This is a genomic window from Bacillus sp. 2175, assembly GCF_057812155.1.
Genome location: NZ_CM173819.1, coordinates 2,620,888 through 2,642,968 on the forward strand (window position 1 = coordinate 2,620,888; position 22,081 = coordinate 2,642,968).

Genomic DNA, 22,081 nt, shown 5'->3' on the forward strand with positions numbered 1-22,081 from the left:
GGTTGTTACATAATTAATTATGTTGATCCTTTAAGCCATTTGTTAACGAGTAAGAAATATATTTATTGTTGACTTATTTTATAGGTTGATCATTTCATAGTTAGTAGATGTTATAATCATTTTATGTTTACTGATATTTTATAAATATTCGAAGTTTCAATTTAATAGTCAATTGCTTTTATGATGAACAGGTGGGTGTGTATATGAATACGAATTATGGAGCGCTCATGAAAATGTTAAGAGTGGTTGATTCTAAAGAAGGCGGGAATGTAAATGATATATGAAGCGAATATACATACAAGAAAAAAACTAGTTTCTATGTTTGAGGATTTCAATAACGTTGTTTTACTTTCTTATTTACAAGGGCATATGGGTACTGCTTGGGTAAATGATCTTGAAAATCCAACAGTAGCACAAGTTATGGTAGGAATTTTTACATTTTACGCTGGAGACCCAAATACGAAAGAAACAGAAGAGTTATTACGTAATATTCCAGAAAGAATTTTAGTTATCGTAAATAGTGAAGAGTGGAAACAACGCTTAGAAACATTCCATGAAAGAAAAATAGATAAGTTTTTACGTTATAAATTCAAACGAAATCCAGAAGTTTTTAATCGTTCAAAATTACAATCTTTTATATCAGCACTTCCAAAAGAATATGAGTTAAGAAGAATAGATGAGCATATCGCAAATAGCCCCAAATTACATAAGATATCTGAAGATTTTACAAGTCAATTTCATTCGATAGAAGATTATATAAACCGTGGTATAGGTTATAGCATTTTATATAATGGAGAAGTTGTATGCGGTGCATCCTCCTATAGTATTTATAATGATGGGATTGAAATTGAAGTTGCGACTGATCACAATCATAGAAGAGAGGGCTTGGCAACTGTAGTTAGTGCAGCTATTATATTGGATTGCTTAGAAAATGGAAAGTATCCAAACTGGGACGCAGCGAATACTACATCTGCTAAACTAGCAGAAAAGTTAGGATATGAATTTGATAAGGCATATGATACTTATTTTGTAGATAATAGATGAGTGAAGGAGTTACATACTAAAAAATACATGCGCCCTAGTACGTAAGTCTAGGGCGCATGTATTAGTTGGTAAATATCTTCATAACAATTTTATCACATTTTATCTTTTGAATGTTTGGAATTAAAGATATTTATGTGACTTTTTGAAAAAATAAAAGAGCAGTTAGCAAAAGCTAACTGCTCTTCTCCAAGGGGGAATGGAGAAATACAATCATGTTACCTATAGTATTGACAGAACATTGAGTTTTAATCAGCCATTTATAAAAGGAGAGATAAAATATCTTTGATTAATCTTTAGCTCCCATTAGGAGTACTGATAGAAAAACGATTGAGAATATATTTTTTTATTACATTTACAATTTGAAGAGTAGAACGTGTTTATCGTAATTCTCCAAACACCAATTATATTTTTTTAGAATGATTGGATGGACTGCTTCTTTCGTAGTATCGACTTCAGTATATCCATATTTCTTATAAAAGTTTTCTAATTCCTCAAAAGGAAGACAATATACATTTTGTATTTGTGATTTTTTTGCAGTTTCTACTAAAAATGAAACAAGCTCACCAGCTAATTGTAGCCCTCTAAATTGAGGCAGAATAAAAATTCCGCCCATTTCTAAAGTATCTTCATCTATTTGGACTAATCGGCCAACGCCTGCATACTCGTTGTTATATGTAATAATTGCAACTTTATCTCTCTTTAAATCACTCCGTACAAATCCTATTGAGTCATATTGATTATTAACCCATTCTAAATCGTTAGATGTAGCCAATTGAATACTCATATACATCCTCCTTGGAAATACTAGCGCTCTCTTCATTATATAGAACATAAGATACTATATCAAAAGAACCTTGAGATAGCACATTTGTTTAAGTTATTAGTTAAAAGTGTGGGATTGCTGGCATTGAAATGATGGCTTCACCAAACATAGGATAATAATCTTGTGAATTTAGTGTTACATAGTCAAAATAAAAATTAGTTTATGTGTTCGGTAACGCAAGATTGTTTAAGTGTAGAGAAAATCATAGGGTTATTTTAATTAGTAGCTACTGTATTCATTGAAGCTATTAAGGAAACGTGGTAATCGCCAGCCCTAGTGATACAAATCATATTAGGATTTAGTAAAAAAAATTCTTCCTGAAAAAGAGGGGGATTAAAGATAAGAGCACTTCGAAAAGTGCCCTTCAGTAACGACTACTTATTCTAAAAAGAAAGGATGCAATATATCATATGAAGTTTAGTGTATTTAAGTATGGGTCTTTTATATAAATGTGAAATAAAAGAGGGTTGTCTTCTTATTAGAAGGCAGCTTTTTGTTATTACAAAAAAGAATTAGAAATAAAATATAAATTCAGTTACTTGTCCAAACAATTTTTTTGAAAATACATAAAATGCTAGTAGTTAGCCAATATTTTTATATTGTTAATTTTTTAGACTAAAAGGGGTGATTTTATGTGTGATTGTGAAGTTTGTAGAAGAAAGAAAAAACGTGATCCATTAAATCGGGGTTCTGAACCAAAAAAACAGGATTCCGAATCAGTAAATTCTTATTCATTTAGTAAAAATGCAAATTTTTTAGAAGAAGCTATACAAACAGATGAAATCGATCAAGTTTCTGAGGAATATATTGAAATAGTAGATTCAGCAGATGTACAAGTTACTACTACAGATACAAAAGCTGCACTATCTATCCAAGCCGCGTTACAAGCAGCTATTGTGGTTGTAGTAAGTATTTCTATAGCAGATAGTGAAAAGGCAGATAAAATAACACAAGAATTGTTTCAAAAATCATCTATTAAACAAATTAATAGACAAAAAACATTTATTAAAAATTCCAGAAACGTAACCGTAACAACTACTGATACAGATATTGCAGTGAATATTCAAATTCTTCTTCAAATTTTATTAGCGTTATTAGTTAAACTAAACATTTTATAAAGTGTCTATCCTATTTATATTTAGCTATAAGGGTTCACTCTAAGTAAATATTTTTTGTTGTAATATGTGGTACAAGCTTGGACTTTCTCATTATGACTGAATTAATATTCAAAATTGATGGGAAATTAAGTGTGGAAAACTACACAATAACAAAGGTGAACCTATTATTTAACAGTGAATAAAACTTATATATGTGAAGTAAAGGAAAGCTGTCTTCGTATTAGAAGACAGCTTTTTGATTTTATTAGTAAAAAGCCGTGAAAATAAAAGATTAAGTTACTTGTCCAAGCATTTTTTATTTAAATACATATAATGCTGGTAGTTAATCTAAATTTTTATAGAAAACTGATAGGAGTGAATATTGTAAATGGATGATTTAAATAAATTTTCTTCCTTTAAGTTTGATAAGGATCAAAAGAATATAATTATAGACCTTTTACTCTCAGATATTTTTAATAGGCATGGGATAAATGAAGAAAAACTAAAAAATTTATCACCAGAAAAAAAGCAGCAAATTAAAAGTATTGTTTCTGAAATACAATCACAAGTTAATAATTATTTAGATTGAAAGGGGGTGAATGTATGAAAAAAACATGTCATTCAGAGGAAAATAAAAGGTGGAGTGCATTAGACTCCTCAAATCCTCATCCATCTTTTAAAAATGCTACTGTTTCAGAAGCTGCAGCACAAGAAAGTAAAACTTACCAAATTTCTGAAGAATCTATTACAATTGTAGATTCAGCAGATGTAGAAGTTACGACTACAGATACAAAAGCTGCGTTATCTATTCAAGCTGCATTACAAGCAGCTATCGTGGTTATAATAAGTATTTCTATAGCAGATAGTGAAAAAGCTGACCGTGTAGCACAAGAATTGTTTCAAAAATCATCTATTAAACAAATTAATAAACAAGAAACTGTTATTAGAAATTCTAGAAATGTTACAGTTACGACTACAGATACAGACATAGCAGTAAATGTTCAAATTCTTCTCCAAATTTTATTAGCTTTACTAGTAAAATTAAATATTTTATAAAATGTTTAACCTTCTTTAGATATAGTGCATCTTACAGGTAAATATTCACTGTTTTAATTATAGTACAGGCTATAAATATTTATCATAACTGGATTAATATTCAACATCACCAAAGTATGAATGTAAACAAACAATGTGATGGAAAATAAAGTTTGGTTATTTTATGAAAATTGAAAAGCCATTTCCTTTATTGGATTTGGCTTTTCAATTTTAAACAGTATGAATTTGAAAAGATAATATTAAGCTAAAGAAGTAAAATATACTGATACAAAATACTTATAAAATTACTCGTGTTATAGAAAAATAATAAGAAAAAGGTGTTTAAAATAGAATCATTTTCATTAATAGTTCAAGTTTTGAAGAATAGTGCATACAATATAAAGTGTTTTCCTTTCTTCATTTAAGTTTTACGTATATAATTTAAAAGTACTATTTTTATTTTATTATTTTATATTTATAACAGAATAGAGGTTTAAAAATGAGTGTTAAAATCATTACGGATAGTGCGGCGGATTTACCAGTAGAATTGCTGCAAGCATATGATATTGATTTAATTCCACTCCGTGTATATGATGAAGCAGAAACAGAGTATTTAGATGGAGTAACATTAGAGTCAGTTACATTATTACAAAAAATGAGAGAAGGCGCTGTTTATAGAACATCATTGCCTTCACTTGAAACTTTCCAAGAAAAATTTGTTTCTTATGCAAAAGAAGGTAATCCTTGTATATATTTAGCTTTTTCATCTGAACTGTCTGGTACATATCAATCATCAGTTGTCATTAAAGAGGAAGTAAAAGAAACATATGCAGATTTAGATTTAGAAATTATTGATACAAAATGTGCTTCGCTTGGTCAAGGTCTTGTCGTTTTAGAAGCTGCTAAAATGGCAAAAGACGGCGCACCAAAAGAAGATATTTTAAACCGTGTCGCTTTTCTAATGAACCATATGGAGCACATCTTCACTGTAGCTGACTTACAGTACCTTGTTAGAGGTGGACGTTTAAGTAAAGTAGCTGGTTTTATCGGTGGTTTACTAAACATTAAGCCTATCTTAAACGTGGAAGAAGGAAAACTTGTACCACTTGAAAAGGTAAGAGGGAAAAAGAAAGTATTAAGCCGAATTGTTGATATTATGGAAGAGCGTGGTAAAGACCTTAAAGGTCAAACAATCGGTATCACTCATGGTGATGACTTAGAAACAGCGGAAGCATTAAAATCATTAATTACGGAAAGATTCGGTTGTGAAGTATTTATCGTAAATACAATTGGTGCAGCAATCGGAGCACATACAGGACCTGGCGTTATAACGTTATTTTTCTTAAATGAAGTAGAGTAAAGGATTGATCATTTGATCAATCCTTTTTTCTTTAATCTGTGATTACCGGTCGATATGGTATTGGTGAAGATAAAATCTTTGAAGTTTTCCTATATGAATTGCTCTCTTGTAGAGGGAGTATTTTTTATATGTGGAATGATACTTAATGGTAGAAGAAAAGAGTATAAATAAGAATGTATTTGTAGGAATTTAAATATTTGAAGATATCAAAATTTTGCCATTTCATATATAATTGTGTGGGGAGAAATATCTGTAACTATTTGTAAAAATAGGAGGCGACTATAAAAATGCAAGAAATTGCTAGATGGGATTTAAATCGCTTGTATTTGAATGAGGATATTCTATTTCCAATTTTGGAGTTGAAAGAGAAATATTTTGTAACAAAAGATGTAGAGGTTCTTTCAAAGCTAATACAAGCTATTGAGAAAACAGAATACTATTTGTACTGTAGATCAGTTGAAGAAAGTGTACCATCTGACCTTACTAAATTGACCGTGAAAGTGAAGGAACTAAAAAATGAATTACAGCAAGTAATAAAACATAATGAAGTGGAAACTTCAGATAATACTAAGTTAATAAAAGATGAGCTTAATGCTTGGGAAAATATGTACATACAATTACGGGATAGGATAGAAATAGAGCACAATAATAAACAATTATCCTTTGGACAAGCAAATACTATTGCAATGAATAGTGATAATGAAAAGGAAAGATTAGAAGTATTCGAGTTACTTACAAGTACTTTACATAAGGAAAAAGAAATCTTTGCTACTGTATTAAATCAAATAGGGAGATTGCGTAATGCAAAGAGTAATGAAATAGAAGATAGAGAGATTTTAACACAATCTTTTCATGCGAATGGCATTTCAGAAACTGTATTATTCCAAATGTGGAATGCGACAGAAGAAAACCTTGATAAATTAGTAAGTGCTTTAAACGTGTATAAGAAAGGAAAAGCTTCAATTACATGGCATGAACTTATGACGGTAAAGGAAAGTAATGAGATCATGATTCCTTTTTCAGTAGCAATACAAAACGTTTATGATGCATGTAAGAATATTGATGAAGAATTAGCAGAATTTGCACGTAATGCGATAGAAAGTGGTTGGGTAGATGCTGAACCGAGAGAGAATAAACCACCAGGTGGGTTTTGTGCTCCATTTTTCAGTGAGAAAGAATCGCGAATTTCCATTCGTTATGATGGGAGTATAGATAGTGTAAGAGTGCTCGCTCATGAATTAGGACATGCTTGGCATTTTTATAATATGAGTTTTGAACAATCTACATCTTTTTTAGATGATTATTTGCCAATGAGTACGGCTGAATCAGCATCTATTTTCTTTGAAACGGTACTCTTAAATTATCTAATTGAAACAACGGATAGTAAAGATATGAAAAAGTCATTACTTAGCTGGAAAATAAGAAATAGTTTTAATTATGTAATGGCAATACGAGCATCGTATCAGTTTGAAAAAACATTTTATGAAAAATGTAAAGAGGGTCCTTTAAGTGCTGATGAAATTGAGAAATTATCTATAATTGCACAAAAAGAAGCTTATGGAAAAGCTTTAAGTGAATACCAGCCGTTTGTATGGATGAAATATATTCAATTTTATATAGCAGATGTTCCTTTTTACAATTATCCATACACATTTGGATATTTAGTAAGTTTTAGCTTATTAGAAATAGCTCAAGAAGGTAAAAGTACTTTTCATTCGAAATATAAAGAGTTCTTACGAGAAACAGGAAAGGCTCCAGTAGAGGAGCTTATGAAAAAACATTTTGAAATAGATATAAGAAATTATGAATTTTGGAATAAAGCTTTTATTCAAATTTCTAAAGACATTGATGAATATTTGCAGCTTATGTAAGGGGAGAGTACAGTGGATCAGCAGTTTATAAAAGGTATACCTTTTTCAACTTTAGAATATGCAAAAGCTATAAGTTTATTAAAAGGTTGGCTACATGAACAACAAGAGAAACCAAGGTTTGTAGTAACTGCAAATCCTGAAATTGTTATGTCTGCAAAGGAAAATACGGAAAAATCAAAGGAGTTTAAAAAGATGTTACTATCTGCGGATTTAATAACAGCGGATGGGATTGGTGTCATAATTGGCTCGAAAATATTAAAAGGAACTTTGAAAGAACGTGTTACTGGGGCGGATTTAACTCACGATTTAATAAAATATTGTAACGACAATGAATATCGTGTCTTTCTTTTTGGAGCTGCGCCAGAAAGTAATAAAAAGGCATTAGAAAAATTAAATGAGCAGTTCCCAGGAGCACAATTTAAAGGACAGCATGGATTTGTAAATGGTGAAGAAATAGAAGAAATAAAAATGAAAATTAAGCAGTTCAAGCCGCATTTACTACTCGTAGGACTAGGTTCACCAAAACAAGAAGAGTTCATCTATGAAAACATACAAACATTAAACGTTCCGCTATCTATTGGTATCGGAGGCATGATTGATATAATATCTGGTACTGTAAAAAGAGCACCAAAAATAATGAGGGATACTGGAACTGAATGGCTGTATAGGTTACTCTCACAGCCGAAAAGATTAAAGAGACAACTTGTACTTCCGAAATTTTTATTATCGGTTATGTCTGAGCGGATTAAAGGGATTAATTAATAAAGGGGACTACATACATAAACAGAATCGGCATTATCGGAGCAATGCAAATTGAAATAGATTTACTTTTAAAAAAGCTAGTAATACAAGAAGAACAGACAATTGCGGGAATGCCATTTTATATTGGAGAATTCATGGGAACAGAAGTAATTATTACACGTTCTGGTGTAGGGAAAGTAAATGCTGCTGCATGTGTGCAAACATTAATTCATAAATTTAATGTAGACTCTATCATCAATACGGGCGTTGCTGGTGGATTACATCCAGGTGTAAAAGTTGGCGATTTAGTTATTTCAACTAACGTTACCCATCATGATTTTACATATATAAAAGAAAATAATTGTTCCATTTACATTGCTAGTAATGGTTTGAAAGAATATTTACGAGCAATCGTAACTTATTATGCTTTAGACAAGTGGGTGACAGAAACGTTTAGTATTGAACAAATACAATCGCTAAATAAAGGTGACTTAGTTAAAAGTATTATGAACCAATATGATATAAAAGAGGCAGCGGTAGTTGGTGACCGGCTATGTGATATAAATGCAGCGAAAGACAACGGTTTACTTGCAATTGGGTGCAATTTTGATTTTGCGCAAGAAGATGAACTTGCTCAGGCTGATGTAGTAATAGATGATTTAATGGAGTTGAAGGGGATATTACCTGCTGTACAGAGGTAAATAAAGTGTGTGCGTTTTTTGCCAAGTCCTATATGTCTTAGTTTATGGAGGGAATATGATTAAAAATAATTTTAAAATTAGTAATATTCCTGCGGTTTTATGGGGAGATAAGAGTGATAAAATTTTTATTGCAGTACATGGAAATATGTCAAATAAGGAAGATACAATTATTCAAATATTAGCTGAAGAAGCCAAACAAAAAGGTTATCAAGTATTAAGCTTTGATTTACCTGAGCATGGAGAAAGAAAAGATGATAATACGCCTTGCAAAGTACAGATTTGTGTTAGTGAATTATCTATAATTATGAATTATGCAAAAGAACATTGGAAAGAAATAAACGTGTTTGCATGTAGTATGGGAGCGTATTTTAGCCTTTTAGCTTATCAAAATGATGTGGTAGAAAAGGCATTATTTTTATCACCAGTAGTTAATATGGAACGAATTATCGAAAATATGATGAAATGGTTTAATGTAACACCAGAGCTTTTGCAAAAAGAAATGACTATAGAGACACCTATTGGTCAAAAGTTATATTGGGATTATTTATGCTATGTAAAAGAACATCCGATTAATACATGGAATATAGATACATATATTTTGTACGGAGCCAAGGATGAACTGTGTGAACTTGAAACTATTAACTATTTTACAGAAAAACATCGTTGTGAATTAGAAGTTATGGAGACGGGTGAACATTACTTTCATACCGAAGAACAGTTAAAGATATTTGAACAGTGGTTACACAAGCATATCGATTAACAAATTACAATTTATTTTGAACCTGTTAGAGAAGAATGAGAAATATATAAACTTATAGTATATTTGAGAGAATTTATAAATGGTGAATGTATACACTTAAACAAACACATGCTTTAATTCGATAAGAATTAAACAACTTTAAAGAGCCTTATCACACACTAGATTGTAGCAAGGCTCTTATATTTTCATAATAAAATTAATCAACTGTATTATCGATTTACATATGAAGTGAAGAATACGCACGCTATAAATTACATAAAGTAACAACCATAAAAATGCTCAGAATAAAAGATTCTCGAGCATTTTTATGTATTTTCATACTTAGGGGGAATGGACTTGAAAGATATACATATTCAACAAATAGAAAATTTAATGGAATATGAATTCAGTCATCTCGTTCAAGACAGTGAAGAAGAAGGTTTTAATTTCCTTATAAGGCTAATAAATGAATATAAAAACAAAATAAATGTATTCAATAAAACTGGAGAATGTTTATATGGTGTTTTCCAAGGTGATATGTTAATTGGAGTTGGAGGTTTAAATGAGGATCCGTACACAAAAGACAATAAGATTGGGCGGTTAAGGAGATTTTATATTTCAAGGGATTATCGGCGTATAGGGTTAGGGAACTTATTATTAAACCAACTATTATGTCATGCGGAAAAATATTTTGAAGTGATTGTTTTACATACTGACACGAAGCAAGGGGATGTGTTTTATACTGCGAATGGATTTGTAAAAGGGGGATTATATAAGGGATCGAGTCACTACAAACTATTATAGAGATTGCTATCCAAATAATAGCTACGAACAGGTTTTTTGTTGGTAAATCGATATATCTTAAAAATCGCTGATATATGAAGTTGCGATCCTTATATTAAAAGACAACTTTTATAATTTCATTTACTAAATTGTTATTATAAAAAAGAGCACCTTAGCTTTTAAAATTTAGCTTATAAGGTGACTCCTTTTCAGTCAATTACGTTTTAACGTTCATTTGTTTCAATAATAATCCTGGTTTACCTTTTACATAATAAAAATGCGGGTTATTTTCATCATCATAAAGCATAATATAAGGCTTTTCATTTAGTGGGAGCAGTATAAGTACTTCGTCTATTGTAGTGTGTAACCATTGATTAGTAATAGAAACCGGCTTAGATAATGGGATTTTTATCATATAGCCATCTTTTGGAACGACATTTAAGTTTTTAAATGGACCAGTAATTGCTTTAGCGTATTGAACTGCTTCTTTTTGGACTATTGGATCTAAAGATTGTTTTTGAATGACCATTTCTTTTTGACAATCAAATACTTCAATTTGTTGATTTGTATTTGCGAACGCATTTGTTGATAATAGAAATAGAAGAAGAGAAATGACCCCGATTTTTTTTATCATAGTACAACACCTCACCATTACTATCCCCTCAAAAGCTTTAAATATTTTTCTGTCACATTCATGTAACAAAGATGTTGTATGATACAATTGGTTTTTGTTTAAAAGCAATGGAGGAAAAAATATGAAAGTTTTAATTGCAGATGACGAACAAGATATGTTAAGGATTTTAAAAGCTTATTTTGAAAAAGAAGGCTTTGAAGTATTATTAGCGAAAGACGGAGAGGAAGCACTTCAAATATTTTATGATGAAAAAATTGATTTAGCTATTTTGGATTGGATGATGCCGAAACATAGTGGTATTACTGTCTGTCAGGAAATAAAAAAGAATTCAAGCGTAAAAGTATTAATGCTTACGGCGAAAAGTGAAAGTGAAGATGAATTAGCAGCGCTTCAAAGTGGGGCAGATGAGTACGTAAAAAAACCATTTCATCCAGGAGTACTAATTACACGAGCGAAAAAACTTATTCAGCATGATGATATTATTCAAGTACAAGATGTAAAGATAAATTTCGCCAAAAATAAAGTATATAAAAATGATATAGAGTTAGAAATTACAAAAACAGAGCTCGAATTAATAAAATGCTTTTTAAATCATAAAGGAACTATTTTAACTCGTAAAAAATTGTTAGACATTGTATGGGGATTTGACTATTTTGGAGAAGAGAGAACGGTTGATACACATGTAAGAAGGCTGCGTAAAAAAATTGGAGAAAATATTATTAAGACGCATCGTGGGCTGGGTTATAGTTTGGAGGAACAAAGTGAATAAACTTGGGAAAAAGCTATTTCTCAGCATTTCTTTAACCGTTATTCTTATATTTACAATTTCTTTATTATTAATTAACTTTCTCTTGCCGAAATATAATATTTATAAAACACGTGAAAACTTAAATGAATTTACAACTCAAATACAAAATGCGCCAGTCAATGATTTAGAAGATATTATTCATACAATTGAAAGTGAAAATAATGTTACAATTGCGTATACGCCAATTAATCAGTCAGAAGATGCTATGAACGACGCGTTACGCATGCAACTTACGAAAAAGAAAGTAACGTTAAATAAGCTTTGGATTACGAAAGACGAAGTTATGAAAGTGAAGACGGAAGGGCAATCGAATAAACTGTACGATCAAGGAAAGGTAAAAGCGAGTTTTTTTGCTAAATATATTGCGAAAGATGATACGATAATTTTAATTGGGACTTCCATTGCGAATTCAAATGAAATTATAAATACGTTAAATACATTTTACTTATATATCCTATGTTTCTCGCTCCTTCTTATTATTTTACTTGTGTGGATACTTTCAAAAATAATAACGACACCACTGAAAGAGTTAAGTGATGTGGCTCAGGATATTTCACATTTGCAGTTTAAAAGAACGAAAGTGAAAACGAATGATGAAATAGGAGAGTTGGCCAATAGTATTAATATCATGAGTGAAAAACTACATGAAGCACATCAAGACTTAACTGATCGTAATGAACATTTAAAACGATTTATGGGTGATGTAACGCATGAATTAAAGACACCGATCGCATTAGTAAAAGCATACTCTATGGGGATTAAAGATGGATTAGATGATGGGACTTATGTAGATACAATTATTAAACAAACAGATCAAATATCAAACTTAATTGAAGAACTATTACGATTTTCTAAACTAGAAAGAGATATTTTACAAAAAGAAGAATTCCCCATTGAACCACTGGTCCAGAGTATATTAGATAAGCATCAGATTGAACTGGATTCGAAAGAAATTAACTTGCAAGTAAATTGTAATACGGGCGATACAATCGTTTATGCAGATTTAAATAAAATGAGAATGGTGTTTCAAAATTTAATTTCTAATGCGATAAAATATACAGCAAATCAAAACATAATAATTACATTAGAAGATAGAAATAAAAGTATATATTTCCAAATAAAAAATGGCATTCCTACGGATAAAATTAAGGATATCGAGAAAATTTGGGAGCCTTTTTACGTACTAGAATCTTCTCGTAGTAAAGAAAAATCAGGTACAGGATTAGGTCTAGCGATAGTGAAAAGTATTTTAGAAAGGCATGGTTTTGAATATGGAGTTTCCTCTATAGATGGAGAAATTCAATTTTATATAAATGTGAAAAAGGACTAATGAAAATATTAGTCCTTTTTGCAGCTTTAGAGATTAGCGATACAGGATGAATCACCATAATTTTCAAAATTGATGTATTAAATGGAGAATTAGCAAATGTTCTACTTTCATTAAATTCACGTGAAGTTCACAGGAAAACGTTATATTTACATAGTTATATTTGAATTTAATGAAGTGAGGTATTCAGATTTGAAAAGAAAGAAATTAGTAATTGGTAGCATTTTAATGGGGATGACGTTATCTTTATCTGCATGTGGTTCATCAGATAATATTGTAACGACAAAATCAGGAAGCATTTCAGAAAGTGATTTTAACAAAAAATTAAAAGAAAACTACGGTAAACAGAATTTATCTGAAATGGTAGTAGAAAAAGTATTAAATGATAAATATAAAGTTACGGATGAAGAGGTAACGAAACAACTAAAAGAATTAAAAGACAAGATGGGCGATAATTTTAATACATATATGGAATCTAATGGTGTGAAAAATGAAGATCAGTTGAAAGAGAAATTAAAGCTTACTTTTGCTTTTGAAAAAGCTATTAAAGCAACCGTAACGGAAAAAGATATTAAAGATCATTATAAGCCAAAGCTTCAAGTTAGCCATATTTTAGTAAAAGATGAAAAGACAGCAAAAGAAATTAAAGAAAAATTAAATAGTGGCGAAGATTTCGCGGCAGTGGCTAAACAATATTCAGAGGATCCAGGTTCTAAAGAAAAAGGTGGGGAACTATCTGAATTTGGACCTGGTATGATGGTGAAAGAATTTGAGGATGCTGCGTATAAGTTAGAAGTTGGTCAATTGAGTGAACCTGTTAAATCTTCTTTCGGATATCATATTATTAAGCTAACGGATAAAAAAGAGCTTAAACCGTATGAGGAAGAGAAAGAGAATATTCGTAAAGAATTAGAACAGCAACGTATACAAGATCCTCAATTCCATCAACAAGTTACTAGAGAACTGCTTAAAAATGCAGATATAAAGGTATCTGATAAAGACTTGAAAGATACCTTTAAAGAGTTAGAAAAATAATAAATGGAATGTAAGGCAAGCGATAGAAATATCGGTTGTCTTTTTCTCTATTTATCCCGCTATTTGCCGGGCAGTAAGACCCCACCTCAAAATTCAGCGAAAGCAAAGAAGTGGCCCTGCTGATCGTAAACGCCCAATTGGTGAGGGCTGATTAAAGTTTCACTTTATAAAGAAGGAGGAAGTGGGAAAATACTTTCATACCTGCATTAAATTTTACTTAATAAGAAATCTTTGAGTTTCTCAACTTTTATATAAAATAAAACTGAATTTTCAGTTATTTTGTTATATAGTAAAAGAGAACGAATAAGGGGAGGGAACATTTTGAGTAAAAAGAAAATGGCAATTACACTGTCAGCAATGCTATCTGCAACAATTATACCTAGCTTTACTATGGATGTGCATGCAGAGAAGAAGGAAGAGACTAAAAGTACAAAAATTGAATTAGAAAATGGGATGACAAAACCGATTTATTCTCTCGATGAAGCTATTATCGAAAATTTATATGTAGAGACAGAAGTTGATAGTGATCGAGACGGTAAGAAAGACAGAGTATCGATAAAAGTTATGCGTCCAAAGACAGATCCGAATGTGAAAGTTCCTGTTATTTATGAAATGAGTCCATATCGATCTGGATTAAAAGATGTTCCTGTATATAATGTAGATGAAGAATTGTATGCGTATGAAGGAAAACCGTATGGAGCGGTTAATCTTGGTTCGTATGGGAACTATTACGTGCCAAGAGGTTATGCAGTTATTCTAGGCGAAAGTATCGGTACTGGAAAATCAGATGGATGCCCTACAACTGGAGATGAACAAGAGATACTCGGGACAAAATCTGTTATTGATTGGGTAAACGGTCGCGCGAAAGCATTTACAGAACAGGGTGAGGAAGTTCAGGCAAATTGGTCTACAGGAAATGTAGGTATGACTGGAGTTTCCTATAATGGTACTTTACCAAATGCTGTTGCGACTACTGGAGTCGAAGGTTTAAAAACAATTATTCCAATCGCAGCAATTAGTAGTTGGTATGATTATTATCGTGCAAATGGTGCAGTCATTGCTCCAGGCGGATATCAAGGGGAAGATACAGATAATATGGCAGAAGCAGTACTGACAAGGGAAAACCCTGAAGTTTGCGGACAAGTTATAAAAGAGTTAACGGCTGGACAAGACCGAAAAACAGGTAATTATAATGATTTTTGGGATAAACGTAACTATGTAAAAGATGCTAAAAATGTAAAAGCGAGTGTATTTGTTGTTCATGGTTTAAACGATTGGAATGTTAAAACAAAACAGTTCGCGCAATGGTGGGAAGCACTTGGAGAAAATAATGTTCCGCGTAAAATGTGGCTACACCAAGGTGGTCATGGTGGGACATCAAGTAATAACTGGCAGCAAACACAAAATAAATGGTTAGATTATTGGTTGTACGGAATTGAAAATGGAATTATGAATGAACCAATGGTTGATGTGCAACGAGAAAATAAAACGTGGCAAAAGATAAAAAATTGGCCAGATCCAGCGGCTGTACCTTCAAAAATCCGTATGTATTTAAGTAATAAATCAGTCAATTTACCATTAAGTATGGGAGCGGCTAATAAAGTTTTCTCATTCTTAGATGATGCACAAATGAAATCAAACCAATTAGTAGCAAACCCAGAATTAGAAGTAGCAAATCGATTAGTATATACAATGCCTGTACTGCAAAAAGATACGCGTATAAGTGGTACACCAAAGATTTCAATTACAGGAAATATTGATCGATCTGTATCAAATTTAACAGCATTACTTGTTGACTATGGAGGAGCGAAGCCGGAAATCGTAACGAGAGGCTGGATGGATCCACAAAACTTAAAGAGTATAGAAAATTCAACAGCGATTCAACCGGGCAAAGATTATACATTTACATGGGACATGCAGCCAGATGATTATGTATTTAAAGCGGGGCATCAAATCGGAGTTGTTTTAATTGCAAGTGATTATGATTATACAATTAGGCCGAAAGCTGGCACGAAACTTACAGTGAAATTAAGTGAAGTGACATTGCCGATTGTGAAATAAATATTTTTTCTAAAGAGCTTACTAAAGTAAGCTCTTTAATTTGTAGTCTGAATTTTTAATTTTTATATTTCAAATTGGAAGGTTATGTAATACAATATCATTATATTCTATGGAAAGTGAGTGATATATTATGACAGTCAGCTCTTTCGAAATATCATTAAAATCAGAGGTGCAGGAAGATTAGTTGAATTGAAATCTTCCGTACGTAAAAACGGAGGAGAAAATAAATGTTTAGCTTTTATAGTACACTTTGTACAGAACTGTATGATTACACAAAACCAGTCGGTTATTCTTTAAATGGTGATATTGAGTATTACAAAAAACGGTTAAAAGATTGTAGAGGAAGAATCCTCGAAGCCGCAGTAGGTTCAGGACGTGTCATCATTCCGCTTCTAGAGGCTGGTTTTAAAGTGGATGGGATAGATTATTCACCTGAAATGCTAGATTCTTGCCGTAAGCGCTGTAAAGAGAGAGGCTTACATCCTAATTTATATGAAGGAAGCTTGCAACAATTTTCACTTCCGCATAAATATGACGCAATTATCATTCCTACTGGATCTTTTTGTTTAATTGAAAATCGTGTGGATTCTATAAATGCATTGAAATGTTTTTATGAACATCTTAATCCAGATGGACGATTAATCGTAGATATTATGCTTCCGTATGACTGGAAGACTGGGGAAATTCATACATCGACTTTCTCTTTGCCGAGTGGAGACGGAATCACATTAGAAAATAAATCAATTGAAATAGATTGGCTGAACCAAGTTACTGTATCATATTTGAAATATGAAAAGTGGAGTAAAGGACAGTTAGTACAAACAGAACTACAACGCTTTGCGCTGCGCTGGTATGGAATAGAAGAGTTTAAACTTCTTTTAGAAAGTATAGGTTTCTCTAATATTACGTGCTCTGCTGAATATGATTATGAAAAAGAACCGTCAAATGCAAATCAAATGATTACTTTTGAAGCTGTGCGAAAAGAATAGAACTAAAACTATGAATAAAAAATAAGGCAATCGATTTAAAATCGGCTGCCTTATTTTTTATTTTATGTAATGGTTTATAGAGAAAGATTGGAGGGAAATAAATGAAACTTATATTAATATTTGGCCCACAAGCAGTTGGAAAAATGACAGTGGGGCAAGAATTAGCAACATTAACCGGTTTAAAACTTTTTCATAACCACATGACAATTGATTTAGTAAGTCCAATTTTTGATTACAGTACGAAAGAAGCAAAAAGACTAGTAAGTTTATTTCGTAATGAAATATTTGAAGAAGTATCTAAAAGTGATTTATCTGGAATGATTTTTACGTATATATGGGCATTTGACCTCCAAGCGGATTGGGATTATATACATCATGTAGAAAGTATTTTTGAATCAAAAGGTGGGACAGTGCATTTTGTAGAGCTGGAAGCGGAATTAGATGAAAGATTAGAACGAAATAAAAGCCCGAATAGATTAGAACATAAACCGAAAAAAAGAGATATTGAGTGGTCTGAAAATAATTTGAAAGAAACGATGAAAAAGCATAGATTAAACTCTCTTCATGGTGAAATTGAAAAAGAAGAGTATATAAAAATTAATAACACGTATTTGAGTGCAAAAGAAGTAGCGGAAATGATTAAAGAGAAGTTTCAATTGTGAAATTTTTGAAGTCTATTTCGTTTTCGTTGTCCAAGCATTCTCCTACTAATTACATATACTATTTATGTTAAAGTCGGCTACTATTTTATATAGGGCTGTTATTTTCCTATAAATGCTATTTTAGTGAAGTGGGAGGAATCAATTTGGAAAACGTAGAACAAGATAGAATTGAAAATCAAGTGTATTCAAATCGTGTAGTAAGATCAGAATTTGATTCGAATTGGGAAACTTGTATATCAAAGAGTGGTTATGTAATTTATGTAGCAACAAGTAATAATGCTGAAGTAATAGTGCTTCTTGCAGATGGTTCAAGTAAATTATTAATTTTCGAAAAAGGCGGTAAAGTAGTAGTTGGTGGCGGTGGAACAAGTCATTACAGTAAGCCGCATATTGCAAGAAATATTTAAGATAGAACATGTTAATTAAGAAGAAGCTGGAAAACGGTTGTCATTCATGTTTAGGGCATGATAGACGAACCGTTTTTTATTTGTTTATAAATTTAGAAGAACTTCATTGATTACAAATACATCAGGATGAGCAGCGAAATTAGAAGAAAACTTGGTGGGTAATGGTACAAAATATTATGTAGGTTTGCAAGAATCTTATAAGCGATATAAAAAAGCATTTCCTATTTGGGGAAACACTACTTCTATGTTATAGTATAATAGTGTTTTTAGATGGTGCTATTTTAATATATTTATAATTTTGTTATGTATTATTTTTATATTAAATAAGCGTCTAAAGTATTTTTTGATATAAGGAGTAATAATTAGAGAAATGAAAAATATAGACTTTATACTAGAAAGTGATGAGGCATTAAAACCGTCTGAACGATTAGTACTATTATTATTAGAGAAGCATAGAATGCTATATACGAACGATCTATTGGCATTATCAAATTTATCATATAAAACATTAACAGATTCATTAACGGCGCTAGTTTTAAAATCGTATGTGTTAAAGGAAACGGGTAAGGGAAGAAGACAGAACTGCTATAGATTAGTATGATAAGGCAGCTGTTTTAGAGACTTTTACATATGTTTTTTCAATCGTAAGGTGGAAGTGTGTTTTTTGTTTTCAAACGAAAAAATTACTATAAGAGGGGTTAAGATAGTAGCGTTTCATTTTTGTAAATGTAATTATTTCATCATTGAAAATACAAAAATGAAATAAACAGTATAAAAAAGAAATAAAAAAACAATCCATTTTAAAAAGGGATTGTTTTTTTATTGGAATAATATTATTTGATATGTTGAAAGCATGAATAGCAGAATAGACATTACCTGTTTTATTTTATGCAAATGAACAAATATGATGAAAACTATGTGTATAGTTTTTTGCTTGCTTTTTCAGTAACTCTAATGAAATTATGGTCTTCATTGTTTAAAGGCAGTATTTTTAACATTATTGCTATTCAGCATTAAGCACAAAAAAGTAATATATATAATATTATTATGTAAACTTAAGATTTTAAAAGGAAAATATAATAATTAATAGAACATGTAGAAGGAGATGCTTAAATATTTTGAAGGATGGGAGATTATTATGGAGCATTTACAATCAATAGCACAAGCTGTTATAAGTGGTAATAAGGAAAAAGTAGTGAAGTTTATAAAGGCGAGTCCAAGCATTGTTAACGAATGTAGTGAAGATGGCTGGACACCACTTCATTTAGCAGCTTATTTTGGACAGAAAGAAATAGCGAGTTTTCTTTTAGAAAGCGGTGCAGATATACATAGTAGAGCGAAAAATGAAAATGAAAATACACCTTTGCAAGCGGCAATTGCGAACAAGCAAAGTGAACTTGTCGCTTTCTTAATTGAAAAAGGATCAGATGTAAATATTATGCAAAGTGGTGGCTGGACAGGACTCCACGAAGCAGCATTATTAGGAAATGAAGAAATAATTATGTTGCTCCTTAAAAATGGAGCTAATAAGATGATTAAGAAAAATGATGGGAAAACAGCGTATGATATTGCATTAGAAAAAGGATATAATCACCTTTTACATCATTTGAAACAGGAAGTGAACTTATGATGAATAAATGGAGTGTTGGTATATTTTTATTTAATGAAGTAGAAGTGTTAGACTTTGCAGGGCCATTTGAAGTTTTTTCTGTAACTGAGGTGAATGAAGAAAAAACATTTACTGTTTATACAGTTAGCGAGAATGGGGAAATGATTACAGCAAGGAATGGATTGAAGGTACAGCCAGATTATAGTATTGAAAATTTACCACCAGTGGATATTTTAATAATTCCGGGTGGGCTAGGTGCTAGAAAATATGAAATAAAAAATGAAATAGTAATAAAATGGATTCGCCAACAAATGAAAGAAGTAAAGCTGATGACTTCAGTTTGTACAGGAGCGCTATTACTGGCGAAAGCAGGTTTACTGGAAGGTTTAAAAGCAACAACACATTGGGCTAGTATTGAAAAGTTTAAAAATGAGTTTCAAAATGTTGAAGTTATAGAAAATGTAAAGTTTGTAGATGAAGGACATATTATAACATCTGCCGGAATTTCAGCTGGAATTAATATGGCATTTCATATTGTGAAAAACTTGTTAGGTGTGCATGTTGCGGAGGACACAGCGAAGCGAATGGAGTATGATATTAGTTTGCCAAATTAAAAAGCCCGGATTGGGCTTTTTATATTGAATGAATATAGTTAAGCTCTTCATCACTCAAAATAGGGCGAACAGATGCATTTGCATTTTCTTGTGCTTGTGTTCCTGTTTTTGCACCAGGAATTACAACACTTACTGCCGGATGAGAGAGTACATAGCGAAGTGCAAGTTGCCCTAGGATCTGATTTTTATTTGAGAGCAGCCGAAGTTTCTCTACGGTTTGTAAGTCTTCTTGAAACCAAATTTCATTTGGCCAATCTTTGCGTAAATCTCCATCTGGAAAAATTGTTTTATTTGTGAATTTTCCAGTTAAAATGCCCATTTTTAATGGACCACGAATAACAGCTCCTAGATTTTTCTCTTGTAAGAATGGTAATATATCTTTTTCTGGTTTTCGATTTAATATATTGTAATCAAGTTGTACGATATCAATTTCGTTGTTGTTATTGAAATGATGAATGTATTGTAAATCATGAGTCGAAACACCGACTGCTCTTACTTTGCCATCACGTTTTAATATGTCAAATGCACGTAGAAATGCTTCTGTTTCTCTACGATTATGCCACCAAATATGACAAAAATAAAGATCAATATAATCTGTTTGAAGACGTTGTAAACTTGTTTCGAATACGGCGATGATTTTTTCGGGAGTATCATATACAGGAACTCCATTAGGGTCGTAGTGATGTCCGATTAAACCACCTTTCGTTGATAGGATAATATCATTACGATGTCCTTTAATCGCGGTAGCTACCAACTTTTCACTATGTCCTAAACCATACACATCCGCAGTATCAATAAAATTCACACCACACTCAATTGCTTTTTTTATAGCGGTTATAGATTGTTTATCGTTAACAGGTCCCCATTCATCACCACCGATTGCCCATGCGCCAAAACCTATTTCAGAAACAGTTATTCCAGTTTTACCTAATGTGCGGTAATGCATATTCCCCCTCCTTGTAAGCATGTTATAACATGGATATGTGGGGAAGGAATTTTGTGTGTGAAAAAACTCTTCTACAATAGTAGAAAAAGAATTACAGAAACTACTATTTTATAGCAGCATGTATAAAAAAAATCGGTGTAAATATGGAAATGTCGTCGAATGCTATCTTTAATTGGTTAATTTATGGGATATTTTTGTGAAGGAGTTTATTTTATAAGAATAGAATTTAGTTTAGTAAGAAAACGTGCCGATGGTAGTGAAAAATATGGGTTAGGGGGATTTGAATGAGGAAACTCGAGCGAGTAAATGTTCCTAATATACCAGAGCAATTATCACAACCTAGTGACAAGCGTAGGATAAATAAAAAGAAGTTAAGGCGACTTATTTTAATGGTCCTTTTTATTGCGGCAACTACTCTATATGTTCAATATATTTTAACGAAACAACAAGAAGTAATTGATAAAAAGAAAGATACGATTACGGATCAAAAGAAGCAATTAGTATCTTTAAAGAAAGATAAAGATTCTTTAAAGACTAACATAGAAAATTTAACAGACGATGAGGAAGAAATTTTGAAGTTAGCGAGAAAAGAGTATCAATTTTCTAAGTCAAATGAAACTATATTTGTGATGCCAAAGTAATAAAAACAGTTAGCCATTGAACTGCACCCCCAATTGTTAGACACCGTCTAACAATTGGGGGTGCAGTTTTTTATGTATGAATGTCATGGTACAAGGAACAATCACATATTGTAGAAATGAAGAGTTTAAGCTATTTTCATAAATATGGAATATG

General features: G+C 31.5%; 23 protein-coding genes and 2 pseudogenes. 22 read left to right on the top strand and 3 right to left on the bottom strand.

From position 1 onward, the window contains the following. Window positions 1–273: 273 nt before the first annotated feature. Window positions 274–1,044: a GNAT family N-acetyltransferase gene (locus ACXKY9_RS13680; protein ID WP_000638732.1), complete on the top strand. Its 771-nt coding sequence runs from the start codon at window positions 274–276 to the stop codon at window positions 1,042–1,044. Window positions 1,045–1,396: 352 nt separating this feature from the next. On the opposite strand, the gene ACXKY9_RS13685 is transcribed toward ACXKY9_RS13680, so the two are convergent. Beyond that, window positions 1,397–1,828, bottom strand: a complete 432-nt coding sequence (locus ACXKY9_RS13685) for a GNAT family N-acetyltransferase (protein ID WP_000027162.1) — start codon at window positions 1,826–1,828, stop codon at window positions 1,397–1,399. A 671-nt stretch (window positions 1,829–2,499) separates the two neighbouring features. Between ACXKY9_RS13685 and ACXKY9_RS13690 the strand changes: the two genes are divergently transcribed. The 10 genes and pseudogenes from ACXKY9_RS13690 (at window position 2,500) to ACXKY9_RS13735 (ending at window position 10,215) form a co-directional block, all read left to right on the top strand. Then, window positions 2,500–2,985, top strand: a complete 486-nt coding sequence (locus ACXKY9_RS13690; RefSeq protein ID WP_000332786.1) for a spore coat protein — start codon at window positions 2,500–2,502, stop codon at window positions 2,983–2,985. Window positions 2,986–3,352: 367 nt separating this feature from the next. Next, window positions 3,353–3,553: a spore coat protein W gene (locus ACXKY9_RS13695; protein WP_000342253.1), complete on the top strand. Its 201-nt coding sequence runs from the start codon at window positions 3,353–3,355 to the stop codon at window positions 3,551–3,553. A 14-nt stretch (window positions 3,554–3,567) separates the two neighbouring features. Next, window positions 3,568–4,020 carry a spore coat protein gene (locus tag ACXKY9_RS13700; RefSeq protein WP_000750489.1) on the top strand — a complete coding sequence of 151 codons (453 nt, stop codon included), beginning with the start codon at window positions 3,568–3,570 and terminating at the stop codon, window positions 4,018–4,020. A 478-nt stretch (window positions 4,021–4,498) separates the two neighbouring features. Then, window positions 4,499–5,359 (top strand): DegV family protein, encoded by an 861-nt coding sequence (locus ACXKY9_RS13705; protein WP_000111642.1) that lies wholly within the window; start codon window positions 4,499–4,501, stop codon window positions 5,357–5,359. Window positions 5,360–5,646: 287 nt separating this feature from the next. After that, complete coding sequence (locus ACXKY9_RS13710) at window positions 5,647–7,230, top strand: M3 family metallopeptidase (RefSeq protein ID WP_001155355.1); 1,584 nt, start codon at window positions 5,647–5,649, stop codon at window positions 7,228–7,230. 12 nt (window positions 7,231–7,242) lie between these two features. Then, a complete protein-coding gene (locus tag ACXKY9_RS13715; protein ID WP_000372655.1) occupies window positions 7,243–7,992 on the top strand; it encodes a WecB/TagA/CpsF family glycosyltransferase in 750 nt (249 codons plus the stop codon). A 44-nt stretch (window positions 7,993–8,036) separates the two neighbouring features. Next, window positions 8,037–8,255: pseudogene (locus ACXKY9_RS13720) on the top strand (phosphorylase family protein); the annotation flags it as partial. Continuing rightward, a pseudogene (locus tag ACXKY9_RS13725) lies at window positions 8,244–8,672 on the top strand (nucleosidase); the annotation flags it as partial. The pseudogenes ACXKY9_RS13720 and ACXKY9_RS13725, both read left to right, overlap by 12 nt. 55 nt (window positions 8,673–8,727) lie before the next feature. Beyond that, complete coding sequence (locus tag ACXKY9_RS13730; protein WP_000594618.1) at window positions 8,728–9,432, top strand: alpha/beta hydrolase; 705 nt, start codon at window positions 8,728–8,730, stop codon at window positions 9,430–9,432. Between the two features lie 330 nt (window positions 9,433–9,762). Beyond that, a complete protein-coding gene (locus ACXKY9_RS13735; protein WP_003284535.1) occupies window positions 9,763–10,215 on the top strand; it encodes a GNAT family N-acetyltransferase in 453 nt (150 codons plus the stop codon). 196 nt (window positions 10,216–10,411) lie between these two features. Here the strand turns inward: ACXKY9_RS13735 and ACXKY9_RS13740 are convergent, their stop codons facing one another. Continuing rightward, window positions 10,412–10,828, bottom strand: a complete 417-nt coding sequence (locus tag ACXKY9_RS13740) for a hypothetical protein (RefSeq protein WP_000591761.1) — start codon at window positions 10,826–10,828, stop codon at window positions 10,412–10,414. A gap of 121 nt (window positions 10,829–10,949) precedes the next feature. On the opposite strand from ACXKY9_RS13740, the gene ACXKY9_RS13745 reads away from it, so the two are divergent. From ACXKY9_RS13745 to ACXKY9_RS13790, 10 genes are all read left to right on the top strand, one after another. Next, complete coding sequence (locus ACXKY9_RS13745; RefSeq protein WP_000865979.1) at window positions 10,950–11,597, top strand: response regulator transcription factor; 648 nt, start codon at window positions 10,950–10,952, stop codon at window positions 11,595–11,597. Next, on the top strand, window positions 11,590–12,966 hold the full coding sequence (locus ACXKY9_RS13750; RefSeq protein WP_001037250.1) for a sensor histidine kinase: 1,377 nt from the start codon (window positions 11,590–11,592) through the stop codon (window positions 12,964–12,966). Before ACXKY9_RS13745 ends, ACXKY9_RS13750 begins: the two co-directional genes overlap by 8 nt. A gap of 189 nt (window positions 12,967–13,155) precedes the next feature. Next, window positions 13,156–13,998 carry a peptidylprolyl isomerase PrsA gene (locus tag ACXKY9_RS13755; RefSeq protein WP_002101055.1) on the top strand — a complete coding sequence of 281 codons (843 nt, stop codon included), beginning with the start codon at window positions 13,156–13,158 and terminating at the stop codon, window positions 13,996–13,998. Window positions 13,999–14,319: 321 nt separating this feature from the next. Further along, a complete protein-coding gene (locus ACXKY9_RS13760; RefSeq protein WP_000038304.1) occupies window positions 14,320–16,059 on the top strand; it encodes a Xaa-Pro dipeptidyl-peptidase in 1,740 nt (579 codons plus the stop codon). Window positions 16,060–16,286: 227 nt separating this feature from the next. Then, entirely contained in the window at window positions 16,287–17,048 is a 762-nt protein-coding gene (locus ACXKY9_RS13765) for a class I SAM-dependent methyltransferase (RefSeq protein WP_000490928.1), read from the top strand. A gap of 101 nt (window positions 17,049–17,149) precedes the next feature. After that, window positions 17,150–17,710: an AAA family ATPase gene (locus ACXKY9_RS13770; RefSeq protein WP_000767061.1), complete on the top strand. Its 561-nt coding sequence runs from the start codon at window positions 17,150–17,152 to the stop codon at window positions 17,708–17,710. Between the two features lie 143 nt (window positions 17,711–17,853). Continuing rightward, window positions 17,854–18,117, top strand: coding sequence for a hypothetical protein (locus ACXKY9_RS13775; RefSeq protein WP_000432429.1), 264 nt, complete (start codon window positions 17,854–17,856; stop codon window positions 18,115–18,117). A 370-nt stretch (window positions 18,118–18,487) separates the two neighbouring features. Continuing rightward, window positions 18,488–18,718, top strand: coding sequence for a hypothetical protein (locus ACXKY9_RS13780; protein ID WP_000789031.1), 231 nt, complete (start codon window positions 18,488–18,490; stop codon window positions 18,716–18,718). A gap of 537 nt (window positions 18,719–19,255) precedes the next feature. After that, on the top strand, window positions 19,256–19,747 hold the full coding sequence (locus ACXKY9_RS13785) for an ankyrin repeat domain-containing protein (RefSeq protein WP_000400681.1): 492 nt from the start codon (window positions 19,256–19,258) through the stop codon (window positions 19,745–19,747). Then, complete coding sequence (locus ACXKY9_RS13790; RefSeq protein ID WP_000981432.1) at window positions 19,744–20,340, top strand: DJ-1/PfpI family protein; 597 nt, start codon at window positions 19,744–19,746, stop codon at window positions 20,338–20,340. Before ACXKY9_RS13785 ends, ACXKY9_RS13790 begins: the two co-directional genes overlap by 4 nt. Before the next feature lie 19 nt (window positions 20,341–20,359). Here the strand turns inward: ACXKY9_RS13790 and ACXKY9_RS13795 are convergent, their stop codons facing one another. Continuing rightward, entirely contained in the window at window positions 20,360–21,286 is a 927-nt protein-coding gene (locus tag ACXKY9_RS13795) for an aldo/keto reductase (protein ID WP_000559356.1), read from the bottom strand. A gap of 284 nt (window positions 21,287–21,570) precedes the next feature. Between ACXKY9_RS13795 and ACXKY9_RS13800 the strand changes: the two genes are divergently transcribed. Further along, a complete protein-coding gene (locus tag ACXKY9_RS13800; RefSeq protein WP_001228371.1) occupies window positions 21,571–21,927 on the top strand; it encodes an FtsB family cell division protein in 357 nt (118 codons plus the stop codon). The last annotated feature ends 154 nt before the right edge of the window (window positions 21,928–22,081 follow it).